Origin of the sequence: Microvirga brassicacearum (assembly GCF_008757455.1) — a bacterium.
In the GTDB taxonomy this organism is placed as follows: Bacteria; Pseudomonadota; Alphaproteobacteria; order Rhizobiales; family Beijerinckiaceae; genus Microvirga; species Microvirga brassicacearum.
In genome coordinates this window covers 65,369-87,270 of record NZ_VCMV01000014.1, presented here as the reverse complement: position 1 = coordinate 87,270, position 21,902 = coordinate 65,369, and the positions used below count along the sequence as shown (strand labels likewise).

Genomic DNA, 21,902 nt, shown 5'->3' with positions numbered 1-21,902 from the left:
GGTCCCCGGCCATTTTCGGACAAACGATAGCTTGCCAGCGCAGCTTTGTTCGCTAAAACGGCGCTGGAAAACTCGAATGTTGCGCATCTTGCTAGGTTGAGAGCGCGGCGCAAACGTAGATCGGGGGCAGATCCCCTTGAAGAGGACTCAAGAACCATGCGTGTCTATTACGATCGGGATGCCGACATCAATCTGATCAAGGGCAAGAAGGTCGCCATTGTCGGCTACGGCAGCCAGGGCCATGCCCACACCCTGAACCTGCGCGATTCCGGCGTGAAGGACATTGTCGTGGCGCTTCGCAAGGGCTCGCCCTCGGCCGCCAAGGCTGAGAAGGAAGGCCTCAAGGTCATGGAAGTGGCCGCGGCCGCCAAGTGGGCTGACGTCGTCATGATGCTGACGCCGGACGAGTTGCAGGCCGATATCTATCAGGCCGACCTTGCCCCCAACATGAAGCAGGGCGCAGCGTTGCTGTTCGCGCACGGCCTCAACGTGCATTTCAACCTCATCGATCCGCGCAAAGATCTCGACGTGCTGATGGTTGCGCCCAAGGGCCCCGGCCACACCGTGCGCTCCGAATACCAGCGCGGTGGCGGCGTTCCGACCCTCATCGCGATCCATCAGGATGCGACCGGCAACGCCCATGATCTCGGCCTCTCCTATGCGTCGGCCAATGGCGGCGGCCGCGCCGGCATCATCGAGACCACCTTCAAGGAAGAATGCGAGACCGATCTCTTCGGCGAGCAGGTCGTCCTCTGCGGCGGCCTCGTCGAGTTGATCCGCGCGGGCTTCGAGACCCTGGTCGAGGCGGGCTACGCTCCCGAGATGGCCTATTTCGAGTGCCTCCACGAGGTCAAGTTGATCGTCGACCTGATCTATGAGGGCGGCATCGCCAACATGAACTACTCGATCTCGAACACCGCCGAATACGGCGAATACGTCACCGGCCCGCGCATCATCACCTCCGACACCAAGGCGGAAATGAAGCGCGTTCTCACCGACATTCAGTCGGGCAAATTCACCCGCGACTGGATGCTGGAGAACAAGGTCCACCAGACTTCGTTCAAGGCCACCCGCGCCCGCAACGCTGCTCACCCGATCGAAGACGTCGGCGGCCGCCTGCGCGACATGATGCCGTGGATCAAGGAAAAGGCGCTCGTGGACAAGAGCCGGAACTAGGCTTTCGAACGACGCTGCCGGTCCTCACAGGGACTGGACAATCTCCAGAAGGGGCGGCTCAGGCCGCTCCTTTTTTGCATCGAGTGGACTCCGGCCCATTTTCCTGAAGATGCCGCAACGATCCTCAGAGTCTGGTGGAAAGTTTCCCTCGGGGCGACTTTAAGGTGTCTCTCCGCCTTATCCTGAGGAGCCGCGAAAGCGGCGTCTCGAAGGATCCTCCAGCGGTCTCTGGAGACGCCCCGTGCTTCGGGACAGGCCTTCGGCCTTCCTCAGCAATGAGGCTGCGCATCGGGGGCAGCTTTCTCGGCCCCGGTAGCCGATCGCCGAGCCGATTTGCGAGCGAACGTGTCCGTTCGCTCAAACTCTGGTCGCGTGATGGAGCAGCAGCACGATGGCGCTGATGACGCAAAGCAGCGTCGCGATGGCCTTGGACTGGACCTTGCTGAACTTGTAGATGCCGTAGCAGATGCTCAGCGAGAGCAGCAGGGCCCAAAGGCTTCCGGCGAGCCCGCCGACCCGATTGGGCGACGGAAACGAGTGCGTCCAGCTTTCGAGCATCCAGAGGCTGGAGAATGCGACGCCCGCGATCCACCAGCCGAATTGCAGCCGCGAATCTGTCGTGGCCGGGAGTGCTTCCGCCCTTGCGCGCGGTGCCTTCGCGGCGGTGGCATTCTCATACCAGTCGTAGGTCTCCTGACGGCTCCGGGTCATTGCGTTGCCTCCGATGCTTGCGACGACAAACGCTAGCACCGCAACGGCACCCCGCCACCTCCTGCAATGGAGGGGGATTCCATTGATTCTGGCCCAGAGCCAAGGTTTTTGGGTATCCTGCTGCCGCTCAGAACAGGAATTTGGCCAGTCCCGCGCCGGGCGCGAGCACGATAAACGCCCAAACGAAGGCCGACGCCATATTGGCGGACTGGAACAGGACAGCGGGCATGAGAAAAATGCCGGCGATGAGGGGGAGAACGGCCCGCGTCGGGCCGAAGAAGCGGCCGAAGAACACCGCCCAGGGGCCGAAGCGCTGAAAGAAGCGCTCGCCGCGCTCGATCAGCCGGGCATTCCGCGACAACGGCCAGACCGCATATGCCGCGGCCTTGTAGCGCCGTCCGATCGCAAACGAGATCGCGCCTCCCAGAACGCCTCCGCAGACAGCGCCCAGCCACGCTTGCCAGAAGGGAATCTCGGCGGCAGCCACCACGAAACCGACGCCGATCAGGATCGTGGCGGCGGGGACGACCAGCGAGACGAATGCAAGCGATTCGCCGAAAGTCAGCAGTGCCAGGACGATGGGCGCGAATTCGTGATTGGCCCGCACGAAATCAACAACCGAATTCGTGATGGTCTCTAGGTTCATGAAAAGGGCTCCGGGATGCGCGCGCTCGAGCGGAGGCTGTCATGTCGCGTCGCACCCGTTCCTTATGCATCGCTGATGAGTCGGATCAAAGAGCGCGATTTGATGCGGGGCCCCCAATGCGCTAACCGGTTTGCAAATCTGGGGCACGACCAATGAACGTCCTGTCGATCCAATCCCACGTGGCCTACGGTCATGTGGGCAATTCCTCCGCGGTCTTTCCGATGCAGCGCCTCGGCGTGGAGGTCTGGCCGATCCATACGGTCCAGTTTTCGAACCATACCGGCTATGGCTCCTGGAAAGGCCGCGTGGTCGACGGACCTGCCATCGAGGAACTGGTGGACGGGATTGCGGATCGGGGCGTCCTGCAGAGCTGTGACGGCCTGCTCTCGGGCTATATGGGATCGGCCGATATCGGCAACGCGATCCTCTCAACGCTGGCGCGGGTGCGCGCCCTCAACCCGGCCGCGCTGTATTGCTGCGACCCCGTGATCGGCGACATCGGGCGCGGTGTCTTCGTGCGTCCGGGCGTTCCCGAATTCATGCGCGATCACGCGGTGCCCGCCGCCGATATCGTGACGCCGAACCAGTTCGAGCTGGAATATCTGTCGGGGATTGCGACCGACACCGTGGCGGGGGTCAAGGAAGCTATCGCGGCCGTCCATCGGCTCGGTCCCCGGGTGGTGCTCGTGACCTCCATCGAAACACGCGAGATGCCCTCCGACGCGCTCGATATGATCGCCGGGGAGGGCGGTCGCTACTGGCGGGTGCGCACACCCAAGCTGTCCCTGAGCGTCAACGGAGCGGGCGATGCGATCGCGGCTTTGTTTTTCGTTCATTATGCCCGCTCGCAATCCGCCGAGATCGCGCTGATCGAAGCATCCGCGTCGATCTTTGGGCTGCTTAAACGCACCGCAGAAGCAGGCTCTCGCGAAATCCTGACGGTTGCGGCACAGGACGAGTTCGTGTCGCCGACCCACCGTTTCCCCGCCGAGGAGATTTGACGCCATGCCCCGTCGTTTCGTGACGCTCGACGTTTTTACCGCCGATCCGCTGACAGGAAATCCGCTCGCCGTCGTACTCGATGCGGGCGGGCTCGATTCCGCCGCCATGCAGGCAATCGCGGGGGAGTTCAATCTTTCCGAGACGGTCTTCGTGCTGCCGCCGGAGGATCCAAGGCAACGCGCCGATATCCGTATTTTTACGCCGAAACGCGAATTGCCGTTCGCCGGCCATCCGACAGTCGGGACGGCCGTCCTCCTGGCGCTGCTCGACCAGGATGGCAAGCCGGGCGCTGCCGCGTTCGGCCTCAAGGAGAAGGTCGGGATTGTCTCGTGCGCCGTCGAAATCGTGAACGCGACCTGCGGCAGCGCGCGCTTTCGCCTGCCCAAGCTTCCGGAGACCTGGTCGACCGGTCGAGAAAGCAGCGACTGCGCCTGGGCTCTCGGTCTCGATCCGACCGAGATCGGTTTCGACCGGCATGTGCCGAGCCGGCATTCCGCGGGTGTCGCCTATGATCTGGTGCCGGTGTCGTCGCTGGACGCCCTGGCGCGCGCCAAACCCAACGGCGAGGTTTTCAACCAGACCTTCGGCGACAGCGATCATCCGGCGGCTTACGCCTACACCCGGGCCGGCAACGAGGACGGCCTTCGATTCCGCGCCCGCATGTTCGGGCTCGGGATGGGGATCTCCGAGGACCCGGCAACGGGCTCGGCTGCCGCCGCCTTTGCGGGCGCGCTCATGCAATGCGAACCCCTTGGGGACGGCGAGCATGACCTCGTGATCGATCAAGGCGTCGAAATGGGGCGGCCGAGCGTGATCAACCTCCAGATGGTGATCAAGGACGGGGCGCTAATATCCGCCGCAATCGGCGGGAACGCCGTCATGATCAGCCGGGGCGAATTGCTTTGATGAGCCGCGAGGTCGTCATTACGCGCGTGGCCGATGTCGATGCGCGGTGCGAGGCGCGCCGCTGGCCTTGGGCCGAGGAAAATCGTCAGGTTATCGCCACCAACTGGCAGCGAAGAATCGCCGCGAAACCAAAGATGTTCAACGGCCGCGTGCTGCTCCTCGGCGAAATTTCGGTCACGCCGGAGCTCTGCCGAAGCACCTATTTCGAAACCGACTACTCGGATTTCGTGACCTGGATCGACATGGGCAATCCGGATCCGAGCGTCACCAACGGCTTCGCCATGGGCGCCTTGCGCGGGTCGGATGGGGCGTTCATCTGCGGCGTGATGGCCGATCACACGGTCAATGCCGGCCGGGTCTATTTCGCCGCGGGAACGCCCGACCGGTCCGACAAGCGGGCCGATGGCAGCGTCGATCTCGCAGGCAGCCTGACGCGCGAACTGGTCGAGGAAACCGGACTGCATGAGAGCGATTACGACGTCGCGGACGCGTGGATCGTGGTGCAGCATTGGCCGACCGTGGCCATGATGCGCACGGTCACCATGAGGGTTCCGGCCGTGGAGGGCGCGGAGCGGATCAGAGCCCTGATCGCACGGCAGAGGGAGCCGGAACTTCAGGATCTCAGGATCGTGCGCGGTCCGGGCGATATCGATCCAAAGACCATGCCGCGCTTCCTGCAATCCTTCTTCCAGTGGGAATTCGCCCAGCCGTAGAGGTCCTTGCCGACGCGGATGGCGCGCACGGCATCCGCCTCGCCGATCTTGATCCGAAGCTCCCGCCTTGCCATTACGGGCAACCCCCGCTAGAAACGACCTGTCGGTCGCGGTGGTCCCGCGATTTTTGGAGGATTGGGTCACGATGTCCGTCGTCTCCCACAGCGCTTTGACGATCTGCCCCGCTTCCGCGGCAGATCGCGCGCGCCTCCTCGGCCTCCTTCTCCTTAGTCGCCCCTGAGGGTCGACTGGGCGCTGGCGCCTGGGCACTCAGGGGTTCGAAAGCAGGAACCAACCTTGAGCGCCTTTGATCGCGCCCTCCGAGAAGGACCAGACGATGACCATTTCCACTAAAGCCGGCTCTCCCCGTGACCGCGTTTTGATCTTCGACACCACCCTGCGCGACGGCGAGCAATGCCCCGGCGCCACGATGACCCTCGAGGAAAAGCTCGAAATTGCCGATTTGCTGGACGCCATGGGCGTCGACATCATCGAGGCTGGATTCCCCATTGCGTCGAATGGCGATTTCGAGGCTGTCAGCCTCATCGCCAGCCGCGTGAAGAATGCGACGGTCGCTGGCCTCGCGCGCGCAATTTCCGGTGATATCGCACGCGCGGGCGAGGCCGTCCGGCACGCCGTACGCCCCCGCATTCACACCTTCGTGTCGACGTCGCCGATCCATCTCGCGCATCAGATGCGCAAGACTGAGGACGAGGTGATCGAGATCATCACCGCGACCGTGGCGCAGGCGCGCAATCTGGTGGAGGACGTGGAGTGGTCCGCCATGGACGCGACGCGAACCTCGATCGATTATCTGTGCCGTTGCGTCGAAGCGGCGATCAAGACCGGCGCGACCACCATCAACCTGCCCGACACCGTCGGCTATGCGACGCCGGACGAGTACCGTCACATGTTCCGCTCCGTGCGTGAGCGCGTGCCGAATTCCGACAAGGCGATTTTCTCGGCTCATACGCATGACGATCTCGGCCTCGCGGTCGCCAATTCGCTGGCTGCGATCGATGGCGGCGCGCGGCAGGTGGAATGCACGATCAACGGCATCGGCGAACGGGCCGGCAATGCGGCGCTGGAAGAAATCGTGATGGCGATCCGCACCCGCAGCGACGTGCTGCCCTACGAGACCGGCATCAACGCCGCCATGTTGACCCGAGCGTCGAAACTGGCTGCCGCCGCGACGTCATTCCCGGTGCAATACAACAAGGCCATCGTCGGCCGGAATGCCTTCGCGCATGAGAGCGGCATTCACCAGGATGGCATGATCAAGAACGCGCAGACCTACGAGATCATGACGCCGGAAAGCGTCGGCGTTTCGAAGACCTCGCTGGTCATGGGCAAGCATTCGGGCCGCAACGCCTTCCGCACGCGCCTGGGCGAAATGGGCTACGACCTGTCCGACAACCAGCTTGAGGACGCGTTCGTCCGCTTCAAGGAATTGGCCGACCGCAAGAAGCACGTCTACGACGAGGATATCGAGGCCCTGGTCGACCAGAACATCGCCATGGCCCATGACCGCATCAAGCTCGTGTCGCTCTCCATCGTCGCCGGCACGCGGGGCCCACAGCGCGCCACCATGAAACTCCAGATCGACGACAAGGTCGTGACCGAGGAGCAGGAGGGCAACGGCCCGGTGGATGCCACCTTCAACGCCATCAAGGCGCTGGTGCCTCACGAGGCGGTGCTGGAACTGTATCAGGTCCACGCGGTCACCGAAGGCACTGATGCGCAGGCCGAGGTCTCGGTTCGCCTCTCCGCCAATGATCGCAGCGTTACCTCGCGAGCGGCCGATCCGGACACGCTTGTGGCTTCGGCGCAGGCTTACCTGGGTGCCCTGAACAAGCTCATGAGCTATGGCGCCCGGCTGCACGCCCAACACGCAGCGGAGTAACACTATGTCGCCGAAGTTCTCGCCCGTCGGGCGGGAACTTCGCGCCGACAACTCGTCGGCACCAGGGCGCAAATCTCCCCTCGAAAACCATAAATCGTTGGAAATTGGGGTAGACAGCCGCCCCATGGTTTGTTACTTGCACGGCCTCTTCAGCGGGCCTCGCCCGGCTGAATTCGCTTCGGCGAGGGTGCATAGCTCAGTTGGTAGAGCAGCTGACTCTTAATCAGCGGGTCCAAGGTTCGAGCCCTTGTGCACCCACCAACCTTTTCAAAGGTTCAGGTGGAGTTTGGGAATTCCATTCCCGGAACACTACGAACGCAGCAATCGTCTTCGCATCTAGCTCGAATTATCGGTCGGGAGCCGCGTCGCGCGGTGGCAGGACGCCCACGAAGTCCGATAGGCGTCCCGCGTCCATCAACTTAGCCGTATCCGATAGCGGCCCTTTTAGCCTCGCCGCTCGATGACCGTCACGATCCGGCGAGTGCTTGGTTCCACGATGACGATCTGGTCGCGGATCACCACATATTTGCATTCCGGAAGACCGGTCAGGATCCGCTCGACCGTGTTTGGGCAATCATACAACGTCGTGACCGACGCTGGCACGGAAGCGCCCACGCTGACGTTGAATTCCACATTGGTGAGCGGTTGCACGTTCACGCCGCTGAAGGCTCGGGTAATCTCGGTCCGTTGCTCGGACGAAACGCTGACAGCGGTGGAAGGGCTGCCCGTGGTGCTACCGGTCGTGGTCGGAGCAGCGCCCGGTGCTCCTTGAGCGCCGCCCGAAGCCGTGCCAGGCGCGCCGCTGCCGGTTGCACGCGGAGGAGCCGATGCTCCGGACCCGTCACTGGGTGGACGGTTCATCTGACCGGAAGCAGGCCCACCCGCGGGGCCCGATGGGCTGGCGCCTGCGCCCGGATTGACGGTCGTACCGCCCGAAGTGCCCGGGGTGCCGCTGGTTTGAGCCACAGCTGCAAAGCTCAAGGAGAGTGCGGCCACTGCGGCCGTCGTTAGCAAAGTCATACGCATCGTAACCTCCACAGGGTTGGAGTTCGACGGGATAAACCCTACATCGCAGGACCGGGTTCCGTTCAGTTACGCCGCAGCGCGGTGACCTCCGCAAAGCTTGTCGATGACTGAATGCAAGCCGTATCGCGCCGGCTTATCCCTCCGTGGAGGGCGACGTAAACGTCATCGTGAAGGCCCGTCCGGCAATCGCCGCACCGAGCGCCGGCGTGACGTTCACCGGTGTGCATGCTTCGAGAGATGTGAGAATCAAACCCATGATCCGCATCTGCTCTGCCCTGTCGCCATTGAAAGTCGAAAAAGTGATGCGAGGCTTTCCGAGCACCTCGCCGTTGCGCTTGAAGCTGAACCTTATGGTGACCTGGAAGTTTTGCGTGCCTGCCGGAGGAAACCAGCAGGACCACAATGCGCTCCCCATTTCTTGGAGCGTGTTGACGGGAGGCCCCACTGGCGCCTCCTGTGCACGAAGTGGAGTCCATGCCAACAGCAGCAATGACAAACCGACGATGCAGCGCTTCATAAAAATTCCCCCGGCGCCGACCATCTAGCACCGGTGTATTCGGTGTCTAGCGCCTCGTTGAACATTCTCCATTGGGGATGGCGGTTTGATCCGGCAGCCCGCAATGCGACAGCCCCGGCTCGAAATACAGATAAAATCCGTTCAGTTGCGCGCTCTCCTGCGCGAGATGTTCCCGGAACTTGAGCCCAGCCTGATCGTCGGCCGCCGGAGGCTGGACGAACCAGCCTTCGGCCGTGATGAAATCGGGGACCGGCCGGTCCTGTGGAACGGCACAGATGAGAGCGGGCCATTCCCTGTTGCGGAACGCATTATAGGCGTGTCGAGAGAGGAATTTCGAGGATTGCCGCTCGAACATCAAACCGACCTCCGGTGCTCCGTACAGCTCTCGGATAGACCGGGCACTGCGTCAGGTTGATGACGCAGAACGGCTCGAGCTTGGGCAGTCTCGTCAGGCGGCGCGAAGCAGGGCGTCGTCTGTCACGCGACGGACCTCCGAGCTGGCGTCCTGAATGGCCTGCTCACGGATCTCCGGCCCCATGGCGAGACGCTCCGCGCGAACGAAGGTCACATCGGCAATGCCGACGAAGCCGAGCAGCGCGCGAAGATGCGGCTCTTGGCCGTCCAACGCTTTCGCAGGCCCGTCACTGTAAAAACCGCCGCGGCTTTCCACCACAATGGCACGCTTGCCGGTCAACAGCCCCTCGGGCCCATTTTCCGTATAGCGAAAGGTGGTGCCGGCCCGGAGGACATAGTCGAACCAGGCCTTCAGGGTCGAGGGGATGCCGAAATTGTACATCGGCGCGCCGATGATGATCGTCTGTGCCGCCTGGATCTCGGCGATGAGCTCATCGGCCAGAGCGCGGATTTGCGATTGCGTCGCATCGGGCTTGTCGTTGGCGAGCCCTTGCAACGCGTTGCCGGTGAGATGCGGAAGCGGGTCGCTGCCGACATCCCGGGTGATCACCTCGAGCGAGGCATCCTGCGCGCGCAGGTTCGACAAAGCCTCCTGCACGAGCTGCCTCGAGACGGATGCTTCGCCGGACAGGCTGCTGTTCAGGACAAGGACGGTGGACATGGTCAAGCTCCAATGGTGCGGATTTTGTGTCACCGGAAACTAGTGGTTCCAAAACCGCAACAGAATGCCCATAATGGACACAACACTGTTGACCTGAGAGGAACGTCTACATGTCCGAGCTCGACGATATCCGGGCATTTGTGGAGGTGGTGGAAGCGGGCGGCTTCGGGCGTGCGGCGAAGCGGCTCGGCCTCTCGAAGTCGATCGTCAGCCGACGTATCGCCCGGCTTGAGGCGGGCCTCGGGGCGCGGCTACTGAGCCGGACGACCCGCGGGATCAGCCCCACGGAGACAGGGCTGGAATTCAAGACGCGGGCCGAACGGATCCTCGTCGATCTCGATGAGGCGCGGGATGCCGTGGCCCATCAGGCAGGCGAGGCTGTCGGGCGGTTGCGCATATCATTGCCGGTCTCATTCGGGTTGCGCCACGTCGCGCCGCTGCTCGCCGAGCTGACGGCACGCCACCCGTTGCTCGAAATCGAGGCAGCCTTCAGCGATCGCTTTGTCGACCTGGTCGGCGAAAGGCTCGACGCCGCCATCCGCATCGGCGATCTGAAGGATTCGAGTCTCGTGGCCCGGCGCATTGCCCAAGGCGGCGCTGCGATCGTTGCCAGTCCGGCCTATCTGGCCCGTCACGGACGGCCGCAAACACCCGCCGATCTCGCGCATCACGAATGCCTGATCTACACAGGCAGCGCCGACCGCGACTGGCGCTTCCAGGTCGGCAAGCGCTGGACATCCGTCCGTCCGGAGGGGCGCTTACTCGCCGATAACGGCGATGCCATCCTGCGAGCGGCCGTCAACGGCCTCGGCGTCGCCGCCCTGCCGACTTTTCTGGCGGCGGATGCGATCGAGGCCGGCACGCTGGTGCCCATTCTCAGCGAATATCCGATGCCCGAATATGGCATCTACGTGGTGCGGCCGCCGGGGGCACACGTGCCCGGCAAAGTGCGGGTGCTGATCGATCTCCTGGTCGAACGGTTCGGCGGCGAGCCACGCTGGGACCCTTGCCAGATGGCGGCGTTGCAAGCCGCCTCCTAGCCGCCAATCTCCTATTGCTTTCCGCCAAGCTTTGCGGCCATTCTCTCTGCCGTTAGGGAAAGCACATGCGCATGACGGCCAGGAACCACGACCTCGCGTCCCCTCCGGTCGCATTATCCGCTCTTCGGGGCGCCAGCGAAGTGATCGCCGTTTGTGGTGTCGCCGCAATGTTGCTCGGGGCCTGTTCGACAACCGAAACATTCGTGTCGGCGCCCATTGCGGCGGCTCCCAGCATTCCCGCCGAGTCGGTTGTTGGCCGCTGGGGGCTTGCCTCCTACCATCGCGACACGGACCGGGAGCGGACGCTGAAAGAGGCGCGCTCCCAATGCAACAATCCCTATGTCATCAAGGCCGGCACGAACGGCGGCGTCGTCATGAACCTCGCCGACGAGGCGGAGCCGAGCGAGCTTCACATCAAGTCCAGCGCGGATGGGCGGACGTTCATCGGCCGCGCCGGCCCTCCGGGCGAAATCACCGACATGGAACTGTCCGCCTATGACGGGAAGGTGATGACGATCCAGTATCTCGATCCCGATGTCACGGCGCGCTACGGCACCATGGTCTACGTGAAGTGCGACCAAGCGAGCGGCACGCCGAGCAAACCAAAAGCCACGGGCGCAACCGGCTGACGATGGTTGTCTCTGTGCGCCGACAATGAAGTGCAACGAGGTTCGAATGAGAATGCGGTTCCTTGGTCCAATCGTGATGGCGAGTGCGCTCGCTTTTGCCGCCTTGCCGACGCTGGCGGCGCCGCTTCCGTTTCAACCTTCGGCTCCCGAACTGGAGATCGACGAGCAACCCGGCTACGTGCCGCCGAAGGAAGCCGAACAACTCCCCGATGGCTTCGAGCGCCAATATGTTTTCTTCCGCACCACCGAGCCGCCGGGCTCGATCATCGTCCACACGTCGGAGCGCTTCCTTTACCTCGTCCAAGGCAATAACCGCGCCCTCCGCTATGGCATCGGCGTCGGCCGCGACGGCTTTCAATGGTCCGGTCTTGTCAAGGTGACGCGCAAGCAGGAATGGCCGGACTGGCGGCCGCCGCCGGAAATGATCAAGCGCCAGCCCTACCTTCCGCGTTTCATGGCAGGCGGACCGGGAAATCCGATGGGTGCTCGCGCCCTCTATCTCGGCGAAACCGTCTATCGCATCCACGGCACCAATCAGCCACAGACGATCGGTTACGCGATCTCGTCCGGGTGTTTTCGTCTCGTGAACGATGACGTCGCCGATCTGTACGGACGGGTGCCGGTGGGCACGAAAGTCATCGTCAAACACGCAGCGAAGCTGTGAGCTTCAACCTGATGTCGAGGTCGTCCATGTTGTTTCGAGCAAACCATCGCCTGTGCTCAGCGTTGATCGGCGTGAGTGCCATGCTGGGGGTCAGCGCCGGAGACGCGGACGCGCAGACACTGAAGACCGTCAAGGATCGTGGCACGCTTGTCTGCGGCGTCAGCCAAGGGTTGACGGGATTCTCAGCCCTTGACGACAAAGGCGCGTGGATCGGTTTCGACGTGGATTATTGCCGCGCCATCGCAGCGGCAATCTTCAACGATCCAAGCAAGGTCCAGTTCGTGCCCTTGTCGGCAGCCGATCGTTTCCCGGCGCTGAAAGCGGGAAAGATCGATGTGTTGTCGCGCAATTCCACTTGGGCCATGGGGCGCGAACTTGAATTCGATGTCGTCTTCGCCGGCGTGACCTATTACGACGGGCAGGGTTTCCTCGTTCCCAAGGCACAGAACGTGACCTCGGCGCTGGAACTCGACGGCGCGAAGATCTGCGTGCAGGCCGGCACGACGAGCGAGGCCAACGTGGCGGACTTCTTCGCCGCGAACGGCATGAAGCTTGAAGCGGTGGTCGTCTCGTCTCCCGCCGAAGCGCTGAATGCCTATCAGGAAGGGCGCTGCACGGGCATTTCGAGCGATGTATCGCAATTGCACGCGGAACGCCTGAAGCTGACGAAGCCCGGCGACAGTCTCGTGCTCCCCGACATCATCTCCAAGGAGCCGCTGGGGCCGGTTGTCCGGCAGGACGATATGCAGTGGTTTGGCATCGTCAAGTGGGTGAATTTCGCGATGCTGAACGCCGAGGAGCTCGGGGTCAGCTCAAAGACCATCGACGAGGCTCTGCGGTCGGAGAAGCCGGACGTGAAGCGGCTTGTGGGTAGCGATGGCGATTTCGGCACCGACCTCGGGCTGACGGCAGATTGGGCCGCCAAAATCGTCCGCGCCGTCGGCAATTACGGCGAAGTCTACGACCGCAATGTCGGCGCCAGTTCCAAGCTCGATATCCCCCGCGGCGTCAACCAGATGTGGAACATGGGCGGTATTCAATATGCCCCGCCGATCCGTTGACGAATAGGCAGCAACCCGCCTCTCGCATGTTGGCTCCGGTCAGTTTTTTTGATACCAAAAGTGTCAGGGATGGTGACCGCGCCGTGTTGAACCAGAAGGTATCCGTCAGACAACTCAAAGCGGCTCGCGCGCTGCTCGGATGGTCGCAGGCGGATCTTGCTCGCTCATCCGGGGTGTCTGAGCCGACCATCAAACGGCTCGAGGCCGGGGACGGCGCGCTCGGCGGGCGTTCCGACACCGGCGACAAGCTGCAGGATGCGCTTCAGCGCGCCGGGATCGTCTTTTTCTTCGAGAACGAGGCGAGCCAGCGGGGCGGCCCGGGTGTGCGGGTAAAATCCTCTCATACGGATGAAGGTCTGCGGCCGGAGCAACTCACATCCGAGAATGACGGGTGACCACACACGCGGTGCCGCCGACAGGGCAGGCGCCAAACCGAGAAAGAGAACACTGGAATGACGCTGCACGAGCACATTGAGAAGCACTGGCGAACGGCCGCATTGGTCGTCGTCGCCCTGTTCGTCGCCTATAGCGTGACGTTCTTCTGGTAGGGGCGTCCTTGAACGGGCCGACCGGCGACCGAAGGCCGGCAGCGTATTGCCGCTACACGCGCACCAGCACCATGTAGTCCAAGACGGCCCCATAATGGCACGCCGCCGCGATCAGCACGAAGGCGTGCCAGATCGCGTTCTGGAATCGAAGGCGCTCCCAGATGTGGAAGACCACGCCGATCGTGTAGAGCAGGCCACCGGCGGCAAGCCACCACATGGTGGATGCGGGCAACACGGCGAAGACCGCATCGTAGAACACGAAGCCGCTCCAGCCGAGTCCGAGATAAAGCAGGATCGAGAGGCGGTCGAACCGGCCCGGCATGAGGAGCTTCAGCAGCATGCCGATTCCCGCCGTCGTCCAAATCCCGGCAAGAAGCCCCGGCGACACGACGCCACCATTGATGCGCGTGAGAAACGGCGTGTATGTGCCGGCGATCAGAAGATAGATGGCCGAGTGATCGAACCGGCGCAGGATCCATTTCACGCGTGAGACCGGCCACATATTGTAGGTCGCCGACACTCCAAGAACGACGACGAGCCCGGTCGCATAGATCCAGACCGCGGCATATTCGCCCCACGACAGGTGAAACGCCGATACGAGGAGAGTGACGGCGCCTGCGAGGGCGAAACCGACGCCGGCCACATGCACGATGGCATCCACGCGAACTTCTGCGGCGTCGAAATTCCTGTAGCGACTTTCTGGCGGCTGCGACGGCATCGGCTCCTCGTGTGTAACATCGGCAGGAGCCGTGCGGGAATCGTCGATTGCCTCAATCTCGCACGTCACCGTGACGAGAGTAAGACCCGGACCGGAAGAGGTGGAAGAAGGGAAGGGCGCCCCTCAGATCCGTTCCGACCTCCTATGACGCGCCGTGGCGCCGCGCTTCCAACCTTGACTATTAAGGACCGTTTCGCGAAACAGCATAACCAAAATTGGAGGTCGAGTGATGGACGTAAAAGACAGCAACGGGGCGCTTCTGAAGGACGGAGACTCGGTCCAACTCATCAAGGATCTGAAGGTCAAAGGTACCTCGGTGACCCTCAAGCGCGGGACGGTGGTCAAGAATATTCAGCTGACGTCCAACGACGAGGAAATCGAGGGGCGGGTCGAGAAGGTCAAAAACCTGGTGCTCAAGACCTGCTTTCTCAAGAAGGTCTAGCGCCGCTTAAGCGCCGGGGCGCAATGGCCTGATCAGCCAGCTGACGGACGCGAAGGCGCCGAGCCATGAGCCGAGTGCCGCGAAGACCACGTAGAGGGCCTGCTCGGTGTAGCTGATGACCGCGAAGGCAGAGAGCAGATACCAGATCGAACTCCAATGTGCGGCGCGCCAACGCTGGCGCGACGCAACCGCGGCGTTGAAGAAGACGTAGGCCGCATCGGTCGCGGCGGTCGCCGCCATGACGCCAGCCGCGATCAGAGGGTCGATGTTCCAGATCATGTGAGCCTGCCTCCGGCGTTGCCACGAACAGAGCCGCATAGAATCCTGCGCGCATCAAGTCTTGACGGCGCGGCGTCGCCCAGGACGTGAAACGCCGTCGCTCTGCTGTTCGTGGATACGCGGCTTCCTGCAGCGTCAGCGAGGCTGTCCCGGCTGGTCCGTTTCGGGGAAACGTCTGGAAGGGACTGCAATTAGGCCCTGTTCCTCAAGGTTCTTGACGACGTCGTCGGTCACGATATCGGTCTCCGCGATCCATCCGTCCTCGCCCGGCATTTGCGGAATGACGTGAATGCGACCCTCTCCGATCTGGTCGACGATGCACGAATAGGCTCGTCGATCTCCGGGCGGGCGATAGACCACCGTTGCTCCCACGCGCAGTCGTTCACCCGGACACGTGCCGCTCGAAATCGCAACCGATCCGGCAGCAACTCCCGCGCGATAACGGTCGAGAGCGGCAATGGCAGCCCGCGCCCGCTCCCTGAATCGTTCCGTCACAACGCGCAGGACCGGGTCTTCACTCCGTCCAGGGTACCATGAACTCCCACCAAGCCGGGCCAGTTCCTCCGCAACGACATCGACTTCCTTTTCAGTCATGGATCTCTCCTGAGGATAGGAATGAGGCGGAAGAAAAGCGGATCAGTTACTCTGTTGGACAAGGGGAGCGCATGATAACGCGCGCAATCGCAGCCTGAACAGATGTTTGCGAGGCAACAGACAGAAATGTGATCGGAAGAGACATCGATCCTTCTCTTTACAAAGACTGTATTCCCAAGATGTGGAAGCTGGCGGTTGCTTTGGATAATCGTTCCTACACTTCGATGCGCTGGATTGTTGTCTCCCGCGCCGCTGAGAGCCGATTCCTTGCGCCCCGCCACGCGGCTGGCTATGAGGTTTAGGACCATGAAGGCGGGCCGCGCTTGGCGGCACGGGAAGCAGCAATGAGAACTTCTGCACGCAACCTCATGAAGGAAGCGGCGATCCCGCTGCTCTGCCTGTTTCTGGTCGGCCTGTTTGCCGCTCTCCAGTTCATTGGCGCACCGACGGCGCTCGGCAATCTCCGGTCGCTGGCGCCGGCCGAGACCTCCAGTCCGCGTGCAACACTCGAAGGGTTCCGCGCCTATTCGGCCAAGGCATCCCAACTGCTGCTCGATGCCTATCGCGAGAACAAGGCCGAACCCGGATTGTCCTGGAGTCGAGAGGTCGAGGAGAAGGTCAAGGAGGCGGAGTCCTTGCTTGCACGCGCCGCTCGCACGCTGGACCTCAGCCAGATCGCGCCGGTCGAACTCGAACATCGCCGGCTCGAATCGACATTGCTGTTGAAGGAGATTCTCGACCGGGTGCCGCTGCCGCCCCAGAGTGAAATTCCCGGCGACAACGAAAAACCGCAGAGCTGGAATGTACCCGGAACAGAAATCCGGATCGTGCGCATGCCCGACGGACCGCGCGGCGGCGAATACCTTTTCTCCAGTGAGACCGTCAATCTCGTTCGCGACTTCTATCAACTCGTCCGCAACGATCCGAATACGAGCGCGACGGCTGAGGATTTCTACGATTTCTTCAGCCAATCGCCCGGCAATCTGCTCCCGCCAAAATGGTTTTCTCTCATCGAGGCCCTGCCGGCATCCTTCCGGTTCGAAATACAAGGCCAGGCGGTCTGGCAATGGATCGGTCTTCTTCTGACCATCGGGATCGCGGTTGCCGGGGTTGCGGGTGTCCGACGGATGATACGCGTGCGCGCTCGGTCGCCCGAATGGTCGAAATCGGTTGCGGGGAGCGCAGTCCTTCCCGCCGCGGTCATCGTGGCGTCGTTGTTCGTCTCCTACATGTCCGACCATCAGATCAATGTGACGGGCCGCCTTAACGACGTCGTCGAGCAAATTGCCGAGGGCATCGCATATCTCGGGGCGGTGTGGGGCATCTTAAGATTCTCGAGCGCGCTCGCGAGCCGCCTGACATTCACCCGAAGCGAGAGCATCGATGCGCATCTGGCGCGAGCCGCGGTGCGCATTGCGGGGATCGGTTTCGCCATCGCGCTGTTGATCTATGGCGCGGCCTATCTCGGTCTGCCGCTGGCGGGCCTGCTGGCCGGTCTCGGCGTCGGCGGGCTTGCGGTCGCTCTGGCGGCAAAGCCGACGCTCGAGAACTTCATCGGCGGCCTCATTCTCTACGCTGACCGGCCCGTGCGCGTGGGGGATTTGTGCCGTTTCGGCACGCTTGAGGGGCGGGTGCAGGAAATCGGCATCCGCTCGACCCGGATCCGAGGGCTCGACCGCTCGTTGATCACCATTCCGAACGCCACATTCGTGAACCTGAACATCATCAACCTCACGAACCGCGACCGGATGCCCTACAATCGCACAGTCGGACTGCGCTCCGTCGACAGCATCGGCATTCGTCAGGAGGTCGAGACGTTGACGGCGCTTGTGAGTCGACATCCGATGATCGAACCCGGGACGCTGGAGGTTCGCCTGCGCGAGGGACAGGAAGAAAAACCGAAAGCCGAAATCCGCGCCCTGATCATGACCTCGAAGTGGGAGGAGTTTCTCCGGATCCAGCAGGAGATCGACCTCATGCTGCGCGACGCCGTCATTGTGCCGGAAACGCCAGCGCCCGCGTCTTCGGTCGCTTCACCCGAGCGCAACGACGGCGCTCCCTTGGAAGAGGAGCCGCCCGAAAAGGCCAAAGCCTAAGAATTGCTGCGTTCACCGGATGGAAATAATTTCCGCTTCACCGTGTCCGAGCAGCGCGACCTCTCCAACTTCCTTTCCCATCAGCGCCTGGGCAAGCGGTGACACGTAGGAGATCGTGCCGACTGCCGGATCGGCCTCATCCTCCCCGACGATCCGATAGGATTGCTCGCGCCCGTCCTCTCGTTTGAACGTCACGGTGGAGCCAAACCGCACGTGCCGGTGGTCGATGGGGTCGGGAACCACTTCGGCGGTCGCGCGCCGGTGCGTCCAGTAGCGCAAATCCCTCGACACCCGTGAAATGTCGCTGCGATCATCGCGCTCCTGCGCTTCCGCAAGACGCGCGCGCAATGTGCCGATCTCCTCGTCCATATGTGCGAGGCCGGCCAGCGTGACCAGATTCGAATGGGGGCTGATCTGACGATCCGGCAGCTCCTCAAAGCCTTCCCCACCTTCGGCTTCACGAACGAAAGCCCTACTCATGGCGCACTCCTTCATCCCCACACAGACAACGATTGAAGCGCGGCTTTTGTTCGTCGGTCTTCAGGCTGATTGGCGCTTTCGCAAATATCCCACAATGCCGCCGGGGAACGCGTAGACGCTGATGATGAAGAGGGCGCCAAGCCACAGCAGCCAGCGATCCGGATGGACGAGATCCGGCAGGAATGGAATCCCCGACAAGCCGCTGCTGGCGGCGCCCATGAGCACCTGCAGATAGCTCTGCGCCAGCACAAAGAGGGTAGCGCCGATCACCGCGCCATACAGGGTGCCCATGCCGCCGATCACGACCATCAGCAGAATGTCGATCATGATCGAGAAGGAGAGGGTGGTGTCGGGGCCGTTGTAGCGCAACCAGAGCGCCAGCATGGCACCCGCGACCGTGGCGGCGAGCGCCGAGATCACCGACGCGGCGGTTCGGTAGGCAACCACGCGGTAGCCCAGCGCCTCTGCGCGAAATTCGTTCTCGCGGATCGCCTGCAATACGCGCCCGAAGGGCGAGTTCACGATGCGCAGCAGGGCGAGAAAAATGGCGAGCGCGGCGAAGAAGACCAGATAATAGGCCAGAACCCGCCCGTTGATGGTGACGCCAAAGATGGGTTCCAAGAGCAGCCGGAATGCGGGGCGAAGTTGCGGTGGAAGCTGGAACGACAGGCCGTCCTCGCCGCCCGTGACAGTCGACATCTGCGACGCCAGCACGGCGGCGGCGGACGCGACCGCCAGCGTGATCATCGAGAAAAAAATCGCCCGCACGCGCAACGACAACAGGCCGATCGCGACCGCAAGGACGGCCGACAGAACCAGCGCCACCGCCAGGCCGATTGCAACGGATATCCAGGTAGGGCCAAGTCGTTCGAGCGCGATTGCGACCCCGTAGCCGCCGATGCCGAAGAACATCGTATGGGCGAAGGAGACGATGCCCGTATAGCCGAGCAGCAGATCGTAACTTGCGACCAGCGCGATGAACACGCAGATCTTCGCGGCGGTGCTCAACGGCTGACTGCCGGAAAACAAAAACGGCGTCGCGGCGAGGCCGGCGACAATGACGATCAGGATCGCCGACAGCGCGCGCGAACGCGGCATATCGGACGACAGGAGACGCGACATCATGCCTGTCGGACGCGGTTGCGTGGCCGCGGCGGAGAGTGCTGAACGGGCGGTCATCGGCGCGCCACCGGAAATAGGCCCTGCGGACGCCAGACCAGCACCAAAGCCATCACCAGGATATTGGAGATCAGCGCCAGCTTCGGGGCAAGAAAGCCGACATAATTTGCCACCAGCGCGACGAGCAGCGAACCGACGAAGCAGCCCCCGACAGAGCCGAGGCCGCCGATGATGATGACAATGAACACCAGCACCATCACCTCCATGCCCATGCCGGCCGTCAGCGTCTGGCGGTAGAAGGCCCACATGACGCCGCCAAGCCCGGCAAGCGCGGAGCCGGCCACGAACACGCTGACGAAAAGGCGGCGAATGCGATAGCCGAGTGCCTCGACCATTTCGGGATTTTCGACGCCGGCGCGGATCAGGAGGCCGATGCGGGTGCGGTTCAGCAAAAGCTCCATCCCGGCGAAGACGACCAATCCGATCACGACCGCGAAGACGCGGTAGCGCTCCATCACGATATCGCCGAGCACATAGGCGCCGCGCAGGCTCGCCGGCAGCGCGATTGGGATCGGCGAGGCGCCCCATATGGCGTGGATCGCCTGCTCGGTGACGATGAGGCCGCCCATCGTCACGAGAATCTGCTTCAGGTGGCTGCCATAAACCGGACGCACGATCACCCGCTCGAACACCGCGCCGACTGCTGCCGTCAGCGCCATCGCGACGAGGATGCACAGCCCCATCAGCGCGAGATTCAGGCCGAGCGAATCCGCCTGGCCCCAGGCGGCAAGCGGACCGAGCACGATCAGCGTGGCGTAGGCGCCGAGCGAGATGAAGACGCCATGGCCGAAATTGATGATGTCCATCAGGCCGAAGACGAGGGTGAGACCAGACGCCATGAGAAAAATCATCATCCCCATGGCGAGACCCGCCACCGTGAGGGTGACCCAGGATGATGGATTGCCGATGAAGGGAAGGGCCAGCAGCGCGAGCGCCGGCACGAGAAGCAGCGGCAGCCAATCGGTCCTGGCGCGCGGCAATTCAGCTGTGTCAGCGGCATTGGTGGCGATGTCGGTCATTGATGAGCATCCAGGCTGAGGCCGAGCAGGCGCTGTTGCAAGACAGGATCGGCCACGAGATCGCTCATGGCGCCGGAATGCGCGATGCGCCCGTCATCCATCACCAGCACATGGTCGCCGAGCGCCGATGCAGCATAAAAATTCTGCTCGACGAGCAGGATCGTCTCCCCGGCTGCCTTCAGTGCGCGAAAAGCCTCGATCATGCTGCGCACCATCACGGGCGCGAGGCCCTTGGTCGGCTCGTCCACCAGCAAGAGCCGCCGCGGTTCGGCGATGGCGCGGGCGATGGCCAGCATCTGCTTCTGCCCGCCGGACAGATTGCCCGCGGGCAAATTCCAGAACCGCTTGAGCGCCGGAAACAATCCGAGCATCCAATCGAGACGGCCCGAATCCACCGGTCCGCTGCGCGCCGCCAGCACGATGTTCTCGCGCACGGTGAGATCGGTGAAGATTGCCATCGATTCCGGCACGTAGGCGATCCCGGCGCGCGCGATGTCAGGCGTGGGGGCCTTGGAGATGTCCAGCCCGTCGAAACGGATGCGGCCGGACGAGGCCTGCCAGAGCCCCATAATCGTGCGCAACGTCGTCGTCTTGCCGGCGCCATTGCGGCCGAGCAAAACCGTCAGACCGCCGGCGGGAATCGCGCAATCGACCCCGTGCAGGATATGGTAAGGCCCGATATGCGTGTGCACGCCTTCCAGTTGCAGCAGTACCTCGCTCATCGGGTCGCCTCGATGCCCAGATATGCTTCCTGCACGATGGGTGATGCAATCACCGCGGCCGGGTCGCCGTCTGCCACCAGCACGCCATTGTGCAGCACGACGATGCGGTCGGCGAGCGAGCGGACCACATCCATCTTGTGTTCGACCAGCAGCACGGTGGCGTCGCCCCGTTGCTTGATGTCGTTTATCAATTCGAGGACCGTCGGCACTTCATCGACGCTCATGCCGGCTGTCGGTTCGTCGAACATGAAAACCTTCGGCTCCATGGCGATGAGAAGCGCCACCTCGAGCTTGCGCTGATCGCCGTGCGACAAAGCCGCCGGTGCCACGTTCCGTTTGTCCGCAAGGCGCACGCGCTCGAGAACCGCTTCGGCTTTCTCGATCAGGTCGCGGCGATCGTTCCAGACACGGAAGAGCGACCAGCCCGCCTCCGCGCGGCTTTGCACGGCAAGGCGGACATTCTCCAGTGCGGAGAGTTGCGGAAACAGGTTCGTGAGCTGAAAAGCGCGCCCCAATCCTTGCCGCGTCCGCGCCGATGCGGGCAGTGTCGTGATGTCCTGTCCGCCGACGAGAACCTGTCCAGCGCTGGCGCGTAATTGCCCGGAGATCAGGTTGAAATAGGTGGTCTTGCCAGCGCCGTTCGGGCCCACGATGGCGGTAAGCGTGCCCGGGGCAAAACCGCACGAGACATCATTGACCGCCACATGGCCGCCGAAACGAATGGTGAGCCCGCGTGTCTCCAGCGCGGGCTCCATT

The 21,902-nt window shown here is 62.8% G+C and carries 26 protein-coding genes and 1 tRNA gene; 13 read left to right on the top strand and 14 right to left on the bottom strand.

The window, feature by feature from the left end:
- Positions 1-156 precede the first annotated feature (156 nt).
- A complete protein-coding gene (ilvC, locus tag FEZ63_RS11145) occupies positions 157-1,176 on the top strand; it encodes a ketol-acid reductoisomerase (RefSeq protein WP_150944342.1) in 1,020 nt (339 codons plus the stop codon).
- Between the two features lie 357 nt (positions 1,177-1,533).
- On the opposite strand, the gene FEZ63_RS11140 is transcribed toward ilvC, so the two are convergent.
- Together FEZ63_RS11140 and FEZ63_RS11135 are read right to left on the bottom strand one after the other, a co-directional pair.
- The gene (locus tag FEZ63_RS11140) at positions 1,534-1,887 is read right to left on the bottom strand and encodes a hypothetical protein (protein WP_150944340.1); all 354 of its coding nucleotides are present in this window, start codon (positions 1,885-1,887) and stop codon (positions 1,534-1,536) included.
- A 127-nt stretch (positions 1,888-2,014) separates the two neighbouring features.
- Positions 2,015-2,533 carry a DedA family protein gene (locus FEZ63_RS11135; protein ID WP_150944338.1) on the bottom strand — a complete coding sequence of 173 codons (519 nt, stop codon included), beginning with the start codon at positions 2,531-2,533 and terminating at the stop codon, positions 2,015-2,017.
- A 152-nt stretch (positions 2,534-2,685) separates the two neighbouring features.
- Between FEZ63_RS11135 and pdxY the strand changes: the two genes are divergently transcribed.
- The 5 genes from pdxY (at position 2,686) to FEZ63_RS11110 (ending at position 7,318) form a co-directional block, all read left to right on the top strand.
- On the top strand, positions 2,686-3,534 hold the full coding sequence (gene pdxY / locus FEZ63_RS11130; RefSeq protein WP_150944336.1) for a pyridoxal kinase PdxY: 849 nt from the start codon (positions 2,686-2,688) through the stop codon (positions 3,532-3,534).
- Between the two features lie 4 nt (positions 3,535-3,538).
- Entirely contained in the window at positions 3,539-4,441 is a 903-nt protein-coding gene (locus FEZ63_RS11125; RefSeq protein WP_150944334.1) for a PhzF family phenazine biosynthesis protein, read from the top strand.
- Complete coding sequence (locus tag FEZ63_RS11120; protein ID WP_150944332.1) at positions 4,441-5,154, top strand: NUDIX hydrolase; 714 nt, start codon at positions 4,441-4,443, stop codon at positions 5,152-5,154. Before FEZ63_RS11125 ends, FEZ63_RS11120 begins: the two co-directional genes overlap by 1 nt.
- A gap of 337 nt (positions 5,155-5,491) precedes the next feature.
- Positions 5,492-7,057: a 2-isopropylmalate synthase gene (locus FEZ63_RS11115; RefSeq protein ID WP_150944330.1), complete on the top strand. Its 1,566-nt coding sequence runs from the start codon at positions 5,492-5,494 to the stop codon at positions 7,055-7,057.
- A gap of 185 nt (positions 7,058-7,242) precedes the next feature.
- Positions 7,243-7,318 (top strand) — tRNA-Lys (locus tag FEZ63_RS11110).
- 183 nt (positions 7,319-7,501) lie between these two features.
- Here the strand turns inward: FEZ63_RS11110 and FEZ63_RS11105 are convergent.
- The 4 genes from FEZ63_RS11105 to FEZ63_RS11090 form a co-directional block, all read right to left on the bottom strand.
- Complete coding sequence (locus FEZ63_RS11105; protein WP_150944328.1) at positions 7,502-8,083, bottom strand: DUF1236 domain-containing protein; 582 nt, start codon at positions 8,081-8,083, stop codon at positions 7,502-7,504.
- Between the two features lie 133 nt (positions 8,084-8,216).
- Positions 8,217-8,528 (bottom strand): hypothetical protein, encoded by a 312-nt coding sequence (locus FEZ63_RS11100; protein ID WP_150944326.1) that lies wholly within the window; start codon positions 8,526-8,528, stop codon positions 8,217-8,219.
- 118 nt (positions 8,529-8,646) lie between these two features.
- Positions 8,647-8,955 (bottom strand): hypothetical protein, encoded by a 309-nt coding sequence (locus FEZ63_RS11095; RefSeq protein ID WP_201274146.1) that lies wholly within the window; start codon positions 8,953-8,955, stop codon positions 8,647-8,649.
- Between the two features lie 93 nt (positions 8,956-9,048).
- Complete coding sequence (locus FEZ63_RS11090) at positions 9,049-9,675, bottom strand: FMN-dependent NADH-azoreductase (RefSeq protein ID WP_150944323.1); 627 nt, start codon at positions 9,673-9,675, stop codon at positions 9,049-9,051.
- 110 nt (positions 9,676-9,785) lie between these two features.
- Here FEZ63_RS11090 and FEZ63_RS11085 point away from each other — a divergent pair, with 110 nt between their 5' ends.
- The 5 genes from FEZ63_RS11085 (at position 9,786) to FEZ63_RS11065 (ending at position 13,464) form a co-directional block, all read left to right on the top strand.
- On the top strand, positions 9,786-10,715 hold the full coding sequence (locus FEZ63_RS11085) for a LysR family transcriptional regulator (protein ID WP_150944321.1): 930 nt from the start codon (positions 9,786-9,788) through the stop codon (positions 10,713-10,715).
- A 71-nt stretch (positions 10,716-10,786) separates the two neighbouring features.
- Positions 10,787-11,344, top strand: a complete 558-nt coding sequence (locus FEZ63_RS11080) for a hypothetical protein (protein ID WP_150944626.1) — start codon at positions 10,787-10,789, stop codon at positions 11,342-11,344.
- A 46-nt stretch (positions 11,345-11,390) separates the two neighbouring features.
- Positions 11,391-12,008 carry a L,D-transpeptidase gene (locus FEZ63_RS11075; RefSeq protein ID WP_150944319.1) on the top strand — a complete coding sequence of 206 codons (618 nt, stop codon included), beginning with the start codon at positions 11,391-11,393 and terminating at the stop codon, positions 12,006-12,008.
- A 26-nt stretch (positions 12,009-12,034) separates the two neighbouring features.
- Positions 12,035-13,069: an amino acid ABC transporter substrate-binding protein gene (locus FEZ63_RS11070; RefSeq protein WP_150944317.1), complete on the top strand. Its 1,035-nt coding sequence runs from the start codon at positions 12,035-12,037 to the stop codon at positions 13,067-13,069.
- An 83-nt stretch (positions 13,070-13,152) separates the two neighbouring features.
- Positions 13,153-13,464, top strand: coding sequence for a helix-turn-helix transcriptional regulator (locus tag FEZ63_RS11065; RefSeq protein WP_244622754.1), 312 nt, complete (start codon positions 13,153-13,155; stop codon positions 13,462-13,464).
- Between the two features lie 205 nt (positions 13,465-13,669).
- Here FEZ63_RS11065 and trhA read toward each other — a convergent pair whose 3' ends face one another.
- Positions 13,670-14,335: a PAQR family membrane homeostasis protein TrhA gene (trhA, locus tag FEZ63_RS11060; protein WP_150944313.1), complete on the bottom strand. Its 666-nt coding sequence runs from the start codon at positions 14,333-14,335 to the stop codon at positions 13,670-13,672.
- A gap of 229 nt (positions 14,336-14,564) precedes the next feature.
- Here trhA and FEZ63_RS11055 point away from each other — a divergent pair, with 229 nt between their 5' ends.
- Positions 14,565-14,777: an alkylphosphonate utilization protein gene (locus FEZ63_RS11055; protein ID WP_150944311.1), complete on the top strand. Its 213-nt coding sequence runs from the start codon at positions 14,565-14,567 to the stop codon at positions 14,775-14,777.
- Positions 14,778-14,783: 6 nt separating this feature from the next.
- On the opposite strand, the gene FEZ63_RS11050 is transcribed toward FEZ63_RS11055, so the two are convergent.
- Both FEZ63_RS11050 and FEZ63_RS11045 read right to left on the bottom strand, forming a co-directional pair.
- Entirely contained in the window at positions 14,784-15,056 is a 273-nt protein-coding gene (locus FEZ63_RS11050) for a hypothetical protein (RefSeq protein ID WP_150944309.1), read from the bottom strand.
- A 135-nt stretch (positions 15,057-15,191) separates the two neighbouring features.
- Positions 15,192-15,650, bottom strand: a complete 459-nt coding sequence (locus FEZ63_RS11045; RefSeq protein WP_201274145.1) for a hypothetical protein — start codon at positions 15,648-15,650, stop codon at positions 15,192-15,194.
- A 344-nt stretch (positions 15,651-15,994) separates the two neighbouring features.
- Here FEZ63_RS11045 and FEZ63_RS11040 point away from each other — a divergent pair, with 344 nt between their 5' ends.
- Positions 15,995-17,746, top strand: a complete 1,752-nt coding sequence (locus FEZ63_RS11040; protein ID WP_150944307.1) for a mechanosensitive ion channel domain-containing protein — start codon at positions 15,995-15,997, stop codon at positions 17,744-17,746.
- A gap of 12 nt (positions 17,747-17,758) precedes the next feature.
- Here FEZ63_RS11040 and greA read toward each other — a convergent pair whose 3' ends face one another.
- From greA to FEZ63_RS11015, 5 genes are read right to left on the bottom strand one after another with little or no spacing between them, the layout of a single operon-like run.
- A complete protein-coding gene (gene greA / locus FEZ63_RS11035) occupies positions 17,759-18,226 on the bottom strand; it encodes a transcription elongation factor GreA (protein WP_150944305.1) in 468 nt (155 codons plus the stop codon).
- Between the two features lie 60 nt (positions 18,227-18,286).
- Positions 18,287-19,351, bottom strand: coding sequence for a branched-chain amino acid ABC transporter permease (locus FEZ63_RS11030; RefSeq protein ID WP_150944624.1), 1,065 nt, complete (start codon positions 19,349-19,351; stop codon positions 18,287-18,289).
- Between the two features lie 50 nt (positions 19,352-19,401).
- Positions 19,402-20,424, bottom strand: a complete 1,023-nt coding sequence (locus tag FEZ63_RS11025) for a branched-chain amino acid ABC transporter permease (RefSeq protein ID WP_150944303.1) — start codon at positions 20,422-20,424, stop codon at positions 19,402-19,404.
- Positions 20,421-21,146 (bottom strand): ABC transporter ATP-binding protein, encoded by a 726-nt coding sequence (locus FEZ63_RS11020; protein WP_150944301.1) that lies wholly within the window; start codon positions 21,144-21,146, stop codon positions 20,421-20,423. The genes FEZ63_RS11025 and FEZ63_RS11020 overlap by 4 nt, the downstream gene beginning before the upstream one ends.
- Complete coding sequence (locus FEZ63_RS11015) at positions 21,143-21,901, bottom strand: ABC transporter ATP-binding protein (RefSeq protein ID WP_150944299.1); 759 nt, start codon at positions 21,899-21,901, stop codon at positions 21,143-21,145. The genes FEZ63_RS11020 and FEZ63_RS11015 overlap by 4 nt, the downstream gene beginning before the upstream one ends.
- Position 21,902: the final 1 nt, after the last annotated feature.